This is a genomic window from Burkholderia sp. SJZ089, from assembly GCF_007828315.1.
Lineage (GTDB): Bacteria > Pseudomonadota > Gammaproteobacteria > Burkholderiales > Burkholderiaceae > Burkholderia > Burkholderia gladioli.
The window spans coordinates 156,953-172,922 of the sequence record NZ_VIUM01000015.1; the positions used below are offsets into that span (position 1 = coordinate 156,953).

Genomic DNA, 15,970 nt, shown 5'->3' on the forward strand with positions numbered 1-15,970 from the left:
GGGCGATAGGCGAATGCGCTCGCGCGAGGCATTCTTCCAGCGCGATATTACGGGAATTCGGGGGCGGAAGTCGGCGCGCCCCATCCCGCCGATCGATCGCCCGGACGATCAGCCGGCGGCAGGTTCCTTCCTGGCGCGCCGGCGCGGCGCCGCCGAAGCGGGCGCGGCCGGGATCGGCTCGAACAGGGCATCGAGGTCGTCGGCCGAGAACTTGACGGCGCCGGCGGCATCCTCGGACAGGATCGCGCTGGCCAGCGCCGCCTTCTGCTCCTGCAGCACCAGGATCTTCTCCTCCACGCTGCCGGCCACGATCAGCTTGTAGACGAACACCGGCTTGTCCTGCCCGAGCCGATGCGCGCGATCGGTCGCCTGGTTCTCGACGGAAGGGTTCCACCACGGGTCGTAGTGGATCACGGTATCGGCGGCCGTCAGGTTCAGGCCCACGCCGCCGGCCTTCAGGCTGATCAGGAACAGCGGCACCTCGCCTTGCTGGAAGCGCTGCACGGGCGTGACGCGGTCGGTGGTGTGGCCGGTCAGCATCACGTGGGCGATGCCGGCGGCGTCGAGCGCCTCGGCGATCAGCTCGAGCATGCCCGTGAACTGCGAGAACAGCAGCACGCGGCGCCCTTCCTCGATCAGTTCCGGCAGCATCTCCATGAGCAGCGCCAGCTTGGCCGATTCCTTGACGCGCGCGGCCCGTTCGAGCTTGACCAGGCGCGGATCGCAGCACACCTGGCGCAGCTTCAGCAGCGCCTCGAGCACCACGATATGGCTGCGCGCCAGCCCCTTCTCGGCGACGGCCTTGCGCATCTTCTCGTGCACCGCGGCGCGCACGGTTTCGTAGAGGTCCCGCTGGGCGCCGTCGAGCTCGACGCTGCGCAGGATGGTGGTCTTGGGCGGCAGTTCGGCGGCGACCTCGTCCTTGCGACGGCGCAGCATGAAGGGGCGAATCCGCCGCGCCAGCAACTCGCGCCGGACCGTGTCGCCGTGCTTCTCGATCGGCGTGCGCCAGCGCCGCGAGAAATCGCGCTGCGTGCCGAGGAAGCCGGGCAGCAGGAAATCGAACTGGGCCCAGAGCTCGCCCAGATGGTTTTCGAGCGGCGTGCCGGTCAGGCACAGCCGATGCCGCGCGCGCAACTCGCGGATGGTGGCGGCCGCCTTGGTGGAGGCGTTCTTGACGTACTGGGCCTCGTCGAGGATCAGCAGGTGGTAGTCGTGCTCGGCGAGCGCCGCCTGGTCGCGCCAGAGCAGGGCGTAGGTGCTGAGCACCAGGTCGTGCCGGGGGATCTCGTCGAAGCGCTCGCGCCGCTGCGGCCCATGCAGGTCGAGCACGCGCAGGTCCGGCGCGAAGCGTCGCGCCTCCTCGCGCCAGTTGTGCATCAGCGTGGTGGGCGCGACCACCAGGGCCGGCCGGTCGAGCCGCCCGGCTTCCTTCTCGGCGAGGAGGTGGGCCAGCGTCTGCACGGTCTTGCCGAGCCCCATGTCGTCGGCCAGCACGCCCGCCAGGTTCTGCTCGCGCAGGAACTGCATCCAGTTCAGGCCCTGGCGCTGGTAGGCGCGCAATTCGGCCCGCAGCCCGCGCGGCACCGGCGCCTCGTCGACACCCTGGCCGCTCGCCAGCCGTTGCGCGAGCTGCCGGATTGCGGCATCGCCGTGGAATTGCCAGCGGCCCGTCTGGTTCAGCGCCTCGATCCGGGCCGCGTCCCAGGCCGACAGGCGCAGGCTGCCGGCGCCGATCGTGTCGAACAGGTCGATCAGCACGCGCACCACCGGCTTGAGGCGGGCGGCGCGCAGGTGCAGCCGTTCGCGCCGGTCGGTCAGCAGCTCGATGATCTCGTCGTCGTCGATCGCGTCGAGCCGGCCCGACAGCCAGCGCGTGTCGCGCCGGAACAGCTCGGCCAGCAGCGGCTCCAGGCGCACGATCCGGTCGTTGACGCTGATGCCCATTTCCAGCTCGAACCAGCCTTCGCCGGCCTGCTTGAGCACGCCGTCGATCGACTCGACCTCGGCCACGTTGTGGCGGAACGCATCGCTCATCACCACCTGCCAGCCGTCGCGGCGCAAGGCCGGCACGAGGTTCCTGACGAAGTCGGGCCAGTCGTCGGGATAACGCGGCGTGAGCATGCCGTCGGGGAACGGCTTGGGCCCATGAACGAGCCTCGTGGGCATCTTGCCGAACCCGAGCCGATGCAGTTCCGCCAGGCGCTTCTGCTCGGCCTCGAGCCGGCGGCGCACCTGCACCACCTCTCCGTTCGCGCTGCGCACCAGGGTGGTATTGCCTTGCGCGGCGAGCGCGTGGCCGTCGTACTCGAAGCTGACGGTGGCGAAATCCAGGGCGTTCTGCGTGTTGGGCGAGGAGCGGCCGAAAGTCCACACCGGCAGCGTGTCGAGCGACAGCCGCGGCAGCGGCTCGGTGTCGATCACCTGCACGCTGGCCGAGACGGGCGCGGGCGGCGGGGGAAAGTCGGGCGCCACTTCCTGCATCACCTTGCCCACCAGCACGGCCTCGTCGAGCGTGACGGGCGGCATGGCCAGGAATTCCGCGAGTTCGTCGGCCGGCCAGGGCAGTTCGATCGGGCCGGCCTCGCCGGTTTGCGCGTCGAGGTACCAGCAGGGCTCGGTGGTGGTCAGCAGCAGGGCGGCGGGCGGCTCGGTCTGCAGGATCGGCTGGATCCGCGTGTCCGACAGCGTATGCCAGTGGATCCGGCCCGGGCGCGCCGCAGCGAGTTGCAGGGCGCGCGGCTCGCTCCACGAGGCGAACTGCGCCGTGGACGAGACGAAGGCGCGGCCGGTGGCGATCATCTTGTCCATGATGGCGGCGCCGCCGCTGCCATTCAGCCGGAAGCCGCCGATGTAGGAGCGGCTGCGTTCCAGCCACAAGCCGCGCAGGATCGCCAGGTCGTCCTCCACGACGAACTTCGGCGGCTGGACCAGCGCGTTTTCCAGGTTGCGCCAGGGATCGCCGAACGAGCGGATCGCGCCGTCGGCGCCGATGCGCGCCTTGTAGAGGAAGATCTCCGGCTTGCCCTGGTAGGTGCCGGCGATCACATAGGCCAGCCCCTGCGTGGCCCTGGCCGCCGCCGGCTTGGTGCCGCGCCCCTTGGACGCCACGCGGGCCGTGCGAAAGCCTTCCAGCCAGGTCAGCAGTTCGGGACGCACGCCCGTGGCCGGGGGTTTCGGCTGTTGATCGAGACCGGCCACCAGCACCGCCGCCACGTGCTTGCACAGATAGCCGACCGGGCAGGTGCATTCGTTGTCGATCCAGGTGTCCCCCGCCTCGTCGCCCTCGCGGAAGCTGATGCTCACCTCGTAGGGACGCGAGTGGGTGCCTTGCACCTTGGCGCTCAGCGTGCCGCGATCCTCCCGCCACTGCAGGTCCGAGACGGCGTTCTCATAGCTGCGGGCCTTGGCCATCGTGGCGGGACCCAGCCAGTTGGTGATCTGTTTGCGGGTATAGGAAAAGGGCATGTCGAAGGGGGGCGGGCAGCGGCGCGGTAGGTATTCTACGTGCGCCACCTCGCTTCGACACCGGCGCGGGCCGGCCGGCTTGGGCTGGATCATCCCGGCGCCGGTCGCCGTGCCGCATCGGGACAATCGCGCCGCGCCCGCGATTTGCCCCGAACCCCCGCCCTCCAAGCCGCGAGCCCCGGCCTCATGGTTTCCCCCCAAGGTCGCTGGCAGTCAACAAAACGTCGCCGGCGGTCGCCTCGGGCCGAATATGGCCCGTTATTTTTGCTTCCACGGTGCAGGCCTCGTCGTCCCCATCATCCGCCTGCGAGACAACCGCCGAACAGGGAGCCAACATGAAGTCGTGCAAGACCCTCGCGCTGGTCGTGGCCTTGGCCGCGGCATCCGCCTTGCCGTTGCCGTCGTTTGCCCAGGATGCCGCCGCCTGCCGCACGGTGCGTTTCTCCGATATCGGCTGGACCGACATCACCTCCACCACGGCCCTGGCCTCGATGCTGTTCGACTCGCTCGGCTACAAGCCGACCACCACCATCTCCTCGGTGCCGATCTCGTTCGCCGGCCTGAAGGCCAAGCAGATCGACGTCTCGCTCGGCTACTGGTGGCCGGTGCAGCAGAAGCAATTGCAGCCCTTCCTCGACTCGAAGTCGATCACCGTGCTGGAGCCGCCCAACCTGTCGGGCGCCAAGGCCACCCTGGCGGTACCGGCCTATGAATACCAGGCCGGCCTGAAGACCTTCGACGACATCGCCAAGCATCGCGCCGAGCTCGACGGCAAGATCTACGGCATCGAGCCCGGCAGCAGCGCGAACGCGACCATCCAGAAGATGATCGACACCAATCAATACGGCCTGGGCGGCTTCAAGCTGGTGGAGTCGAGCGAGGCCGGCATGCTGGTGACGGTCGAGCGCGCGGTGCGCGACAAGAAGTGGGTGGTGTTCCTCGGCTGGGAACCGCACCCGATGAACATCCAGCTGCAGATGAACTACCTGTCGGGCGGCGACGCCTCGTTCGGGCCGAACTACGGCGAGGCGCGCGTCTACACGCTGACCGCGAACGGCTTCGCCGAGCGTTGCCCGAACGCCGGCAAGCTGGTCTCGAACCTGCGCTTCACCACCGAGATGGAGAACCAGCTGATGCTGGCCGTGGTGAACAAGACCCGCCCGGCCGACGCCGCCAAGGACTACATCCGCAAGCACCCGCAGGTGCTCGACGGCTGGCTGTCCGGCGTGAAGAGCTTCGACGGCAAGGACGGCGTGGCTACCGTCAAGGCTGCGCTGGGCATGTAAGGCCGCCGCCCGGCACGCGACATCGATCAACCGGACGCGAGGGCGTCCATGCAAGCAACGAGGCAATCGCAATGAACCATGAAGTGATCATCACCTGCGCCGTGACGGGCGCCGGCGACACGGTCGGCAAGCACCCGGCGATCCCCGTCACGCCCAAGCAGATCGCCGAGGCGGCGATCGAGGCGGCCCGCGCCGGCGCGACGGTCGCGCACTGCCATGTGCGCGACCCGCGAACCGGGCGTGGCAGCCGCGACCCGAGCCTGTACCGCGAGGTGGTGGACCGGATCCGCTCGGCCGACGTGGACGTGATCATCAATCTGACGGCCGGCATGGGTGGCGACCTGGAGATCGGCGCGGGCGAGGCGCCGATGCACTTCGGCCAGGGCACCGACCTGGTGGGCGGCCTGACGCGCCTGGCGCACGTGGAGGAACTGCTGCCCGAGATCTGCACGCTCGACTGCGGCACGCTCAACTTCGGCGACGGCGACTATATCTACGTGTCCACGCCGGCCCAGCTGCGCGCCGGCGCGAAGCGCATCCAGCAGCTCGGCGTGAAGCCCGAGCTGGAGATCTTCGATACCGGCCATCTGTGGTTCGCCAAGCAGCTGCTCAAGGAAGGCCTGCTCGACGATCCGCCGCTGTTCCAGCTCTGCATGGGGATTCCCTGGGGCGCGCCGGCCGATACCGGCACCATGAAGGCGATGGTCGACAACCTGCCGCCCGGCGCGCACTGGGCCGGCTTCGGCATCGGCCGCATGCAGATGCCGATGGTGGCGCAGGCGATGCTGCTGGGCGGCCACGTGCGCGTGGGCCTCGAGGACAACATCTGGCTGGATCGCGGCGTGCCGGCCTCGAACGGCTCGCTGGTGCAGCGCGCGCGGGAGATCGTCGAGCGCCTCGGCGCCCGCGTGCTGACGCCCGCCGAGGGCCGTGCCAAGCTGGGCCTGCCGCCGCGCGGCCAGCGCCTGCTGGAGCGCCGCGCGATCGCCGAATTCGCGTGACATCACGAGCGGCGGCGCGCGCACCAGGCGCCGCGCCGCCAGACATTCAGGAAAGCCAAGGATTCGACATGACTGTGATCACCGATATCAAGACCTTCGCCGCGATCGGCACCGGCGTGATCGGCAGCGGCTGGGTGGCGCGCGCGCTCGCCCACGGGCTCGACGTGGTCGTCTGGGACCCGGCGCCGGGCGCCGAGCAGCAACTGCGCGCGAACATCGCCAATGCCTGGCCCGCGCTGGAGCGCGTCGGGCTGGAGCCGGGCGCCTCGCCCGAGCGGCTGCGCTTCGTCGCGACCATCGAGGCCTGCGTGGCCGATGCCGATTTCATCCAGGAAAGCGCGCCCGAGCGCGAGGCGCTGAAGCTCGAGCTGCACGAGCAGGTGAGCCGCGCGGCCAAGCCGGGCGCGATCATCGCCTCGTCCACCTCGGGCCTGCTGCCCACCGATTTCTACGCGCGCGCCACGCATCCCGAGCGCTGCCTGGTCGGCCACCCGTTCAACCCCGTTTATCTGCTGCCGCTGGTCGAGGTGCTGGGCGGCGAGCGCACCTCGGCCGAGGCCGTCGAGGCGGCCATCGGCATCTACGCCGCGCTCGGCATGCGCCCGCTGCGGGTGCGCAAGGAAGTGCCCGGCTTCATCGCCGACCGGCTGCTGGAGGCGCTCTGGCGCGAGGCGCTGCACCTCGTCAACGAGGGCGTGGCGACCACCGGCGAGATCGACGACGCGATCCGCTTCGGCGCCGGCATCCGTTGGTCCTTCATGGGCACTTTCCTGACCTACACGCTGGCGGGCGGCGATGCCGGCATGCGCCACTTCATGAAGCAGTTCGGGCCCGCGCTGGAGCTGCCCTGGACCAAGCTGGTGGCGCCCACGCTGACCGACGAGCTGATCGACCGCGTGGTGGAAGGCACGGCCGAGCAGCAGGGCGAGCGCAGCATCAAGGCGCTGGAACGCTATCGCGACGAGTGCATCACCGAGGTGATCGAGGCGATCTCGCGCGTCAAGGCGCGCCACGGCATGCGCTACGAGGACTGAGCATGACGACGGCAACGGCCAGCGGCTTCACCGTGTATCGCGACCAGGTGCGCGAGGAATGGGTCGACTACAACGGGCACCTGCGCGATGCGTTCTACCTGCTGATCTTCAGCTACGCGAGCGATGCGCTGATCGAGCGGATCGGCCTCGACGACGCCACGCGCCGCGCGCGGCAGCGCTCGATCTACACGCTCGAGGCGCACCTGAACTACCTGCACGAGATCAAGCTCGGCACGGTGGTGCATGTCGACGCGCGCGTGCTGGCGGTCGACGTGAAGCGCATCCATCTGTACCTGGAGATGTTCGCCGAAGGCGTGGCGGGGCCCGTGTCGGCCAGCGAGCAGATGCTGATGCACATCGACACCGGCGGCCCGAAGGCGGCGCCCTTCGATGCCGACGTGGCCGAGCGGCTGGCCGGGATGGTGGCGCGGCAGCAGGGGCTGCCGGCTCCCGCTTATGCGGGGCGCGTGATCGGCTTGCCGCCGGCGCGTCCCGCGCGCTGAGCGAGGCGCGGGCGATGGCGCTGGAAGCGGGAATCGCCGCCTTCGTCGCGCGCGTGACGGCCGAGGGCGGCGATGGCGGTGATCCGCGCGCGCTGTCGATCGAGGCGCTGCGCGAGGCTTACGAGGCGTTCGCCGCGCGCTGGACGCCGGCCCGGCTGCCGCCCGGCGTGGTCGCCGAGGATGCCGTGATGTTCGCGCCGGCGGGACATCGCCTTGCCTTGCGGCGCTACCGGGCCCGCGAGCAGCCGCGCGGCACGGTGTTGTTCTTCCATGGCGGCGGTTTCGTGCTCGGCTCGCTCGACAGCCACGCGTCGATCACGGCGCGGATCGCGGCCGATACCGGCCTCGACGTGATCGCCGTCGATTACCGGCTGGCGCCCGAGCATCGCGCCCCGGCCGCGCACGATGACGTGCGTGCCGTGACGCGCGCCGCGCTGGGCGGCAGCCTGCCGTTCGGGCCGACGGCGCTGCCGGTCGCGGTTGCCGGCGACAGCGCGGGCGGCACGCTGGCGGCCAGCGTGGCCGCCTGGTTCGGCGCCGAGCTCGCGGCCGTCGCGCTGGCTTACCCGATGCTCGGCCTCGAACCCGAATCGCCCGCCGCCGAAACCGAGGCGCATGCGCCGATGCTGACGCTCGACGAGGTGCGCCTGTACCGGCGTCTCTATTGGGGCGATGCCGCGCCGCCGGCCGGCACCGTGCCGCTGTTCGCGGCCCGCTTCGAGGGCTTGCCGCCGCTGCTGGCGGTGGGTGCCGAGCACGATCCCCTGCGCGACGATGCGCGCGTCTACGTCGAGCGCATCGTCGCGGCTGGCGGCGAGGCGCATTTCCACTTCGGCTCCGGCCTCGTGCACGGCTGCTGGCGCGCGCTCGACCTCAGCCCGGGCGCGGCCCGGATGCACGCGACGATCTGCGAATTCCTGGAAGCCGCTATGGACCGGCACGCGGCATCCCGATGAGCGGTGCCGTCTCGTTCCTGCCAAAAAAATACCCCGGACCGAAGCCGGACCGAGGCGGAGTGCACGCCGTCTGTTGGCACGAGAACAGCTGCGAGTCGAGTATAGAAAGCCGTTCGACGGCTTTCAAAATGAAAAACAGAAGGAATCTTCTGCGATTCGGCTGGCAAAACGTCGATTTGCCGATATTGCGAGAGCGCCGGCGAATAAAGGCTCGCGCTGGTGAGATTGCCCTTGGCTCGAGGAAACAATCGCCTTCCCGGGCCTGGAAATCGTCAGAGGATCCACCGAACCCAAAATGAAAAACGGCACGACCTCGTCGAGGATCGTGCCGTTCGTCACGGCTCGGGATCGTGCTGGAATCCGGCGCGGCGAAACGCGGCTCGCGCCGCCGTATTCCACGATCCCCAAGAAACACATTGTTGCACCACCGGCAACGATGATGCGGGCCTTCTCCAGCTCGTTCCGATCGGGACGGGTGCCCCCGGATCGAAAAAAGGCCCGGGCGCCAGGCGCCCGGGCTAAGCCGTCCCTGATGGGGCGGCGGAGGTTTGGGGCCTGAAAACGACGACGAGCCCGTGGCGGGCTCGTCGTCGAAACGGGCTGCCGCCGGGGCAGCCTCGCAGCTACTGCTTAGTGACCGAAGTAGATCGAGTCACGTGCCGTGGCAGCCGGTGCCACCGCGCTGCCCGAACGCACCACCGGCGCTGCCTGCGAGCCGTAGCCGCTGGTGTCCGTGCCCGCCACGCGGGCCTCGGCGGCCTGGATGTCTTCCGGGTAGTACGGGCTCGCGACGCCCGGATGATACCCGGCCTTCTCGAGTTGAACCAGTTGCGCGCGCACTTCGGCGCGGGTCACGGGCTGGTTCGTTTGCGCGAACGCGGCGACCGAGGCGGTAAGGGCAAGAGCGGCAACGACTGCTTGAGTGAGCGACTTCATGATATGACCTCCGTATCTTTGTTTGGTGTGTCGCCTTCGACTGGATGTCGTCAGCGAGTGATGTGAATCGTAGTCCTCGCGATACCTAGGGTAAATACTGGTTTCGGTGATAGATCGTTGCTTAAATCGATAAAATCGCAGGTCGTCAATGGTCGGAGGAATGCGTGGGCGGCAACGATATCGCGACATCGCCCGCAGGCGCGCCGCAACTCGATTCGAGCGACCGAGGCAGAGGGCCGGCGGGGTGAGGGAGCGGCAGACGTAAAAGCGAAAGCCCCGCGAATCGCAGGGGCTTTCGGGCATGGCGGGGCATGGAGCGCGTGTGGAAACGCCTGCGGCGGGCAGGCGCCGCAAAAGGAAACGCCGCGAGTGGATCGCGGCGTCTGGCTGAGGGCGGCTTACTTGCCGCTGTGCAGGCCCAGCACCTGGGCGGCGGAGATCATCGCGCCGGCGTTCGCGGGGGCGGGACGTTCGGCAGGGCGGAACACCTCTTCGCCGCGCTGGATGGTCTGTCGCGACAGCGCGCAGGTGCCGGTGCGTTGCGCGAAGCGGCGCCGCCAGCGCTGCTCGCCATAGTGGCAGCGGCCGGGTTCGACCCAGCGAACCACCAGCAGCGTATCGGATTGTTCGAGAATTTCGACGTGAACGTCGGAGGCGTCGAGCACTGGCCTTGATTGGGAAGACTTCATTTGCCGTTTCCTAAAGCTCGTGCGGTATCGGCCTAGGCAGTATTTGCAACTGCGATTTGTCGATTCCGTAGCGGTTTCCAATAAGAATCTGGGGCTAAATGTAAGCGCCTGCGACAAGAAAAAACATCCTGTCTGGCTCGAATTACATTTTGCCGATTTAGAAACAATCGACGAGCCCTGTTGGGCGCACAAAGAAAAAACCCCGGAGGGGATCCGGGGTGGAAAAAGGAGCGAGCCACACGGCAGACGCCTTACTCGCATAGGCATCTGGGGTGAGGACCGTGTTGAGGTAGCTCGCCCTTGGAGACGGTTCAGTGCACGTCGTACATCGATCGGCCGTTGATCGTGAACGGGTCTTGGGCCCGTTTTCCTGCTTCGACCGTGTCACGAGGCTGTGCACCATAGCCGGAATTCACGTTCGCGCTGTCCTGCGCCCGCGCCTGCTGGGCGGTGGCGCCGGCGGATTGCGACGGGGCCTGCGCGTCATCGCCGGCCGCGAAGGCGGACGAGGCGAATGCCAGCAGGGCGGACGCCGCGAGGATCGAATAAGGCTTGCGCATCATGATCGGCTCCTTGCGAAATGTCGGCGGGCGACCGGCTGTTTCCACCGCGCCTGCCGTCGAACGTTTCCGGACAACAGGCGCAATGATGCAATGCGCAAGCCGCTAGCAGCGTGACGCGTGGATGGCAGTCCTGTCAGGAAAGGCAGGTCGGGAATGGATACGACGGCTAAGCGGTTGGACGATCGAAACGCAGTGTCCTCATTTCGTGAACACTGCGTTGCGCATTTGACGTCATTCACGGCGCGACGCAATGGATTGGCAATGCTTTATGCGCCGGTTAATCGCGCTGAGGCAATGCCGATTCGAATCGGCATTGCCTCAGCGTATGAAGCGCGTCGCGCTGAACGGCGCGAGATCGATCTCCGGCGTCTCGCCGCAGATCGCCTGCGCGAGCAGCCGGCCCGTGATCGGGCCGAGCGTCAGCCCGTGATGGTTGTGGCCGAACGCGAACCACATGCCGCGATGGCGCGGCGCCGCGCCGATCACCGGCCGCATGTCGGGCGTGCAGGGGCGAAAGCCGAGCCAGGGCGCCGAGTCGAGCCGCTCGCCCAGGCCGAAGCTCGGGCGCGCGATGCGTTCGGCGCGCGCCAGCTGGATGCCCGTGGGCGGCAGCGAGCGGGCCGCCAGCTCGATGCCGGTGGTCAGGCGCAGGCCGCGCTGCATCGGCGCGATCACGTAGCCGTGCTCGATGTCGACCACCGGCGCCGACAGGCGCGGCAGCCCGGCCGGCGGCGCGTAATGCATGTGGTAGCCGCGCTTGTCGCGCAGCGGGATGCGATAGCCGAAGCGCGAGAACACCAGGTCCGACCAGGGGCCGAGCGCGATCACCGCCTGGCGCGCCGAGGTCTCGCCGTCGGCGGTGTCCACGCGCCAGCCGTCATCCACCCGGGCCAGCGTGGCCGCGTCGCCGCGCAGCAGGGTGCCGCCGTCGCGCTCGAATTGCGCGGCATAGGCGGCCACCAGCGCGCCGGGATTCGATACGGCCTTCGGATCGAGCCAATGGATGGCGCCCGCGAAACCTTCGCCGAGCGAGGCTTCGCGCGAGCGTAGCGCCGCGGCGTCGAGCGCCGCGTAACGCAGGCCGTGGCTGCGCGTCAGCTCGGCGGCATCGGCGACGCCGCGTTCGAGCGCGCGCGGCGAGCGGAACGCCTCGAGCCAGCCGCTGCCGTGGATCAGCTCGGCAGCGCCGGGGCTGCGCGCGGCCAGCGCCTCGTGCTCGATCACGCTGCGCTCGATCAGCGGGCGCAGGTCGCGCGCGGCCGCGGCATGGCGGGCTGGCGCCGATTCGTGCCAGAAGCGCAGCAGCCAGGGCGCGAAGGCCGGCAGCGAACGCGGATGCCAGTACAGCTCGGTGGCGCGGTTGGCCGCGTAGCGCAGCAGGGCCAGCGGGCTGCGCGCAAACGCATAGGGCATCACCGACGAGCGCTCGATCAGCCCGGCATTGCCGAAGCTGGTGCCCTGGCCGGGCGCCTGATGATCGACCAGCGCGACGCGGCGGCCGCGCTCGCGCAGATGGCGGGCAATCGACACGCCGACGATGCCGGCGCCCAGAACGATGTCGTCGAAATCCATGTCGGTCGGTGGGTGAGGGAGAGTCGCTGAGGAAACCGAAACAGTATCTAGCGCGACGATGTTCGGGACAGCTCGGCATCGGCCTCGTATTCGATCACCAGATCCGATTCGGCGATCGCCACGCAGGGCAGGATCCAGCCCTCGCGCTTTTCCTCGGCGCTGAGCCCCGGCCATTCGATCCGGTAACGGATCCGGCCTTCGCGCAGCCGGCACAGGCAACTGCGGCAGGTGCCGTTGCGGCAGGAGCGCGGCAGCGAGATGCCATCGAAGCCGGCCGCCTCGAGCAGCGACAGCGAATCGGGCGACTCGAAGCTGAGGCCGATCGGCTCGATACGGACCTGGAACGCGGATTCGGATTCGCTCATCAGGGGCAGCAGAGAGTTTGGGGCGGGATCGCCAGCATACCCGATGCGCGCCCGGTCCGGCGACGCGCTCAGGCCTCGCCGCGCCGCCGCCGCAGATGCCGGTAGACGGTATTGCGCGCCAGGCCCAGTTCGCGCGCGGCGGCCGAGATATTGCCGTGATGGCGGGCCAGCGTGCCGTCGATCAGCGCGGCCTGGTGCGCGTCGAGCGTGGTGGCGGCGCGCTCGGCGAGGGCGCCTGCCGGCGGCGCCTCGGCGATCGCGGGCCCCGGCTCGTCGGCCTGCCGCGGGCAATCGAGCCAGAAATCCTCGGGCAGGTGTTCCAGGTCGATCTCGGGCGCGTCGTCGGCCAGCATGCCGGCGGTGCGCAGCACGTTGGCCATCTGCCGAAGATTGCCCGGCCAGCGGCAGCGCGCGAAGGCGGCCAGCACGGCGGGGGACACACGCCCCGGCAGCGCGTCGGTGCGCGCCAGCCGGGCCAGCATGCGCCGCACCAGTTCCTCCAGGTCGCCGCGCTGCGCGAGCGGCGGCAGCGTCACCGACAGCCCGTTGATGCGGTAGTAGAGATCCTCGCGGAAGTCCTGCCGGGCCATCATCGCGCGCAGGTCGCGATGGGTCGCGCAGACCACGCGAACGTCGACGGGCTGGGCGCGCCCGCCACCGAGCGGCACCACCGCGCGCTCCTGCAGCACCCGCATCAGCCGCACCTGCTGCGCCAGCGGCATGTCGCCGATCTCGTCGAGGAACAGCGTGCCGCCGTCGGCCTGCACGATGCGCCCGGCGCTGCCGCGCCGGCGCGCGCCGGTGAAGGCGCCGTCCTCGTAGCCGAACAGCTCGGCCTCGATCAGCGAATCGGGCAGGGCCGCGCAGTTGACGGCCACGAAGGGTCCGTCGCGGCGCGGCGAGGCGTGATGCAGCGCGCGCGCCAGCCATTCCTTGCCGGTGCCGGTCTCGCCGAGGATCAGCACCGGCAGGTCGCGGCCGCGGATCTTGGCGACACGCTGCAGGATCGTCGCCATGCGCGCGTCGCCGGTGTCGAGCGTGGCCAGCGTGATCGCGTCGGGGCTCTCCTCGCGCGGGGCGGGGGCCGGCGCCGGCTGGCGGGACGGCGTCGCCAACGGCGCGCGCGGCGCGATGCGGGTCTTGCGCGCATCGGCATAGTCGCAGCGCGCGATCACGCGTACGCCGCTGGCCAGCGTCAGCGCGAAGCTGGCGCCCGGTTCGCGTGCGGCCTGGTCGGCGAGCCGCGCGAAGGGCAGGCCGAACAGCTCGTCGCAAGCGCGATCCTGCAGCGCCTCGAGCGGCGCGCCGAGCTGGAATTGCGCGCTGCGGTTGGCGGCCAGCAGGCTGCCGTCGGCGCGGAACGCCACCAGCCCGCCGAACAGCGAGTCGACGAACTCGGCATGGGCATGGAACTGCACGCGCAGCGCCGCCTCGCAGGCATTGGCGAACAGGTGGTTCTCGATCAGTTGCGCCGACATCTTCACCAGCGCCAGCGTGTGCGGGCCGAAGCCGCGCGGGTCGCCGCTCACGTCGAGCGCGCCGAGCGGGCGGCCGAAGGGATCGGCGATCGGCGCGCAGGAGCAGGACAGCACGTGGTTGGCGCGCAGGAAGTGCTCGCCGCCGTGCACGGTGATGGCCTGCTGCGCCGCCAGCGCGGTGCCGATCGCATTGGTGCCGCGCGCCTGCTCGGCCCAGGAGGCGCCGGGGCGCAGCGCGACGCGGTTGGCCTTCTCGACGAAGTCCGCGTCGCCGATGCTGTGCAGGATCATGCCGTCCCGGTCGGTCAGGAGTACGAGGCTTTGGGTATCGGCGATCTGTGCGTGGAGCGCCTCCATCACGGGACGCGCGTGCGTGTAGAGCGAGCGGCTGCCGTCGATCAGTTCGCGCAGCGCGCCGGCCGACAGCGGCGTGTAGTCGGGCCGGTCCGACACGCGCAGCCCGACCGAGGCCGAGCGCGCATGGGCCTGCGCGAGGACGTCGAGTCGGCTGTCCGCGGCGGGCAGCACGGAGGATTGCGGCATGTCTTGTCTCCTGGGGCGCCGTCGGTGCGCCCTTGTTGGGTTCGCGGGCCTTGGCCGAGGCGCCGCAGGTGCCCATCATACAAGCGCGAACGGGCCGGCGCGATGGCGATTCGCCTCGGCGTGCGATGCCCCCGCCTTCGCGAGGCGAGCGGCGCCGAACGGTTTTTTTGCACCGCAAGACGAGGCGATCGGCCCGGCGTGGAAGGGCGATCGCGGCACGGCTGCCATGCGGCTTGCGGCACGCGCGCATTAAGCAGCGGCTGCTGAATTGCGGTGCCCAGCGACGGCGCCCGGCACCACCGCGGGGCACGGCTCGGGGTTTCTCCGAACCGGCCTTGCGTGTCGGCGCAAAGCGTCTACAGTGAATGCAACCGGCTCGTTCCGGGCGCGCCCCTCATGACTCGCGCGCCGCCTGCCGGCCGTCCCGCGTTCACCCCCTTGGCCCCGGAGGCCGTCCTGGTGTGCGCGGCCTTTTGCATTCTCGTCACGGCAGAGGCAGCGCCATGCAGATCCATTTCCCGAACGAAGCCCCCGAGTATTCGGGGCGTGAACTGACGCTGGCCTTCGCGGCGCTGGTCGACGGCGAGCGGGTGTGGTGCGAGATCACCGCCGAGGCGCTCGAATCGCATTTCGGCGCGGCGTCGCCGAGCTTCGAGGACATGCTGGGCGCCTTCGCGAACCACCGCCCGCGCATCGAGGCCGCCGCCCGGCGGCTGCTGGCCGATACGCGTGCGCGCTGCGTGACGCTGCGCAGCGGCTACGTCCGCTTCCACGAGGCCCATCAGCGCTGAACGCGGCGCGCGGTGCCGACGCTTCTCGCGGGAAGCGTGCGTTTTCATTCCTTCGGATTGCAGACGGCCGGCTCGGCCGCTTCGGCGGGGCAAGCGCGCGCCTAGCGCGAGCGCGACATCGAGCGGCGCTCGCCGCCGTCCGCGCTGCTTGAGGAGGCTGCCGCCGGGGCGGCGGGCCGGTCGGTGTCGAGCGCGCGATCGAACTCCTGGGCGCGCAGGCGGATCTTCTGCGCATAGGCCTGCGAGCCGCCGTAACGGCGCATTGCTACGTCGAGGTCGCCGTTCGCGCCCTGCATGTAGCCATAGAGGATGGCCGAGCCGATCTTGATGTTGGTGGTGGGCTCGGTCAGGTCCTGGTTGCGCACCAGGCCGCGATGCACCGAGGGCACCACCTGCATCAGCCCGGTCGCGCCGTTGGCGCCCTTGGCCTTTTCCCGGAAGCGCGATTCGATCGAGATGATCGCCAGCAGCACGGCGGGCGGCAGCGAGTACTTGGCGGAGGCGAGCGTGACGGCGTCGGAGATCTGCTCGGCCTTCTGCCGGGCGACGCCGAACTTGCGGATCAGGTAGGTGGTGACGGGGCCGTGGCTCGCTTCGGCGCCCTGCGCCAGCGGCCCCGAGGCGGGCACGCCGGAGGCCAGGGCGGGCGCGGCGGCCAGCATGGCCGCATCGCTGCGATCGGACGCAGCGGGATCCGCGAACGCCGTGGACGCGCAGCCTAGCAGGAAGACGATCGAACAGGTGAGCCGCCGCATGGATCTCGGGAACGATACCGGGGCGCATAG

15 protein-coding genes are annotated in these 15,970 nt (G+C 69.7%); 6 read left to right on the forward strand and 9 right to left on the reverse strand.

Translation table 11 applies throughout. From position 1 onward, the window contains the following. Positions 1-108 precede the first annotated feature (108 nt). The gene (locus FB600_RS26125) at positions 109-3,468 is read right to left on the reverse strand and encodes a DEAD/DEAH box helicase (RefSeq protein ID WP_145757558.1); all 3,360 of its coding nucleotides are present in this window, start codon (positions 3,466-3,468) and stop codon (positions 109-111) included. 335 nt (positions 3,469-3,803) lie between these two features. Between FB600_RS26125 and FB600_RS26130 the strand changes: the two genes are divergently transcribed. From FB600_RS26130 to FB600_RS26150, 5 genes are all read left to right on the forward strand, one after another. Beyond that, the gene (locus tag FB600_RS26130) at positions 3,804-4,754 is read left to right on the forward strand and encodes a choline ABC transporter substrate-binding protein (protein WP_013689666.1); all 951 of its coding nucleotides are present in this window, start codon (positions 3,804-3,806) and stop codon (positions 4,752-4,754) included. A gap of 71 nt (positions 4,755-4,825) precedes the next feature. Further along, entirely contained in the window at positions 4,826-5,755 is a 930-nt protein-coding gene (locus tag FB600_RS26135; protein ID WP_145757557.1) for a 3-keto-5-aminohexanoate cleavage protein, read from the forward strand. A 68-nt stretch (positions 5,756-5,823) separates the two neighbouring features. Continuing rightward, the gene (locus tag FB600_RS26140) at positions 5,824-6,789 is read left to right on the forward strand and encodes an L-carnitine dehydrogenase (RefSeq protein ID WP_098151802.1); all 966 of its coding nucleotides are present in this window, start codon (positions 5,824-5,826) and stop codon (positions 6,787-6,789) included. A gap of 2 nt (positions 6,790-6,791) precedes the next feature. After that, positions 6,792-7,292 carry a thioesterase family protein gene (locus FB600_RS26145; protein WP_096752700.1) on the forward strand — a complete coding sequence of 167 codons (501 nt, stop codon included), beginning with the start codon at positions 6,792-6,794 and terminating at the stop codon, positions 7,290-7,292. A 14-nt stretch (positions 7,293-7,306) separates the two neighbouring features. Further along, entirely contained in the window at positions 7,307-8,248 is a 942-nt protein-coding gene (locus tag FB600_RS26150; protein WP_145757556.1) for an alpha/beta hydrolase, read from the forward strand. A 123-nt stretch (positions 8,249-8,371) separates the two neighbouring features. On the opposite strand, the gene FB600_RS26155 is transcribed toward FB600_RS26150, so the two are convergent. The 7 genes from FB600_RS26155 to FB600_RS26185 form a co-directional block, all read right to left on the reverse strand. After that, the gene (locus FB600_RS26155) at positions 8,372-8,587 is read right to left on the reverse strand and encodes a hypothetical protein (RefSeq protein WP_127837746.1); all 216 of its coding nucleotides are present in this window, start codon (positions 8,585-8,587) and stop codon (positions 8,372-8,374) included. A 291-nt stretch (positions 8,588-8,878) separates the two neighbouring features. Beyond that, on the reverse strand, positions 8,879-9,184 hold the full coding sequence (locus FB600_RS26160; RefSeq protein WP_013689671.1) for a DUF4148 domain-containing protein: 306 nt from the start codon (positions 9,182-9,184) through the stop codon (positions 8,879-8,881). Positions 9,185-9,582: 398 nt separating this feature from the next. Next, positions 9,583-9,873 carry a DUF3331 domain-containing protein gene (locus FB600_RS26165; RefSeq protein WP_013689672.1) on the reverse strand — a complete coding sequence of 97 codons (291 nt, stop codon included), beginning with the start codon at positions 9,871-9,873 and terminating at the stop codon, positions 9,583-9,585. 311 nt (positions 9,874-10,184) lie between these two features. Beyond that, the gene (locus FB600_RS26170; protein WP_098182656.1) at positions 10,185-10,436 is read right to left on the reverse strand and encodes a hypothetical protein; all 252 of its coding nucleotides are present in this window, start codon (positions 10,434-10,436) and stop codon (positions 10,185-10,187) included. A 318-nt stretch (positions 10,437-10,754) separates the two neighbouring features. Then, positions 10,755-12,008: an NAD(P)/FAD-dependent oxidoreductase gene (locus tag FB600_RS26175; protein WP_098151805.1), complete on the reverse strand. Its 1,254-nt coding sequence runs from the start codon at positions 12,006-12,008 to the stop codon at positions 10,755-10,757. A gap of 47 nt (positions 12,009-12,055) precedes the next feature. Beyond that, the gene (locus FB600_RS26180; RefSeq protein ID WP_096752705.1) at positions 12,056-12,373 is read right to left on the reverse strand and encodes a 2Fe-2S iron-sulfur cluster-binding protein; all 318 of its coding nucleotides are present in this window, start codon (positions 12,371-12,373) and stop codon (positions 12,056-12,058) included. A 68-nt stretch (positions 12,374-12,441) separates the two neighbouring features. Beyond that, complete coding sequence (locus tag FB600_RS26185) at positions 12,442-14,394, reverse strand: sigma-54-dependent Fis family transcriptional regulator (RefSeq protein WP_145757555.1); 1,953 nt, start codon at positions 14,392-14,394, stop codon at positions 12,442-12,444. 503 nt (positions 14,395-14,897) lie between these two features. Between FB600_RS26185 and FB600_RS26190 the strand changes: the two genes are divergently transcribed. Beyond that, positions 14,898-15,185, forward strand: a complete 288-nt coding sequence (locus FB600_RS26190) for a DUF1488 domain-containing protein (RefSeq protein ID WP_013689676.1) — start codon at positions 14,898-14,900, stop codon at positions 15,183-15,185. 101 nt (positions 15,186-15,286) lie between these two features. Here FB600_RS26190 and FB600_RS26195 read toward each other — a convergent pair whose 3' ends face one another. After that, positions 15,287-15,940, reverse strand: a complete 654-nt coding sequence (locus FB600_RS26195) for a transglycosylase SLT domain-containing protein (RefSeq protein WP_096752707.1) — start codon at positions 15,938-15,940, stop codon at positions 15,287-15,289. Positions 15,941-15,970: the final 30 nt, after the last annotated feature.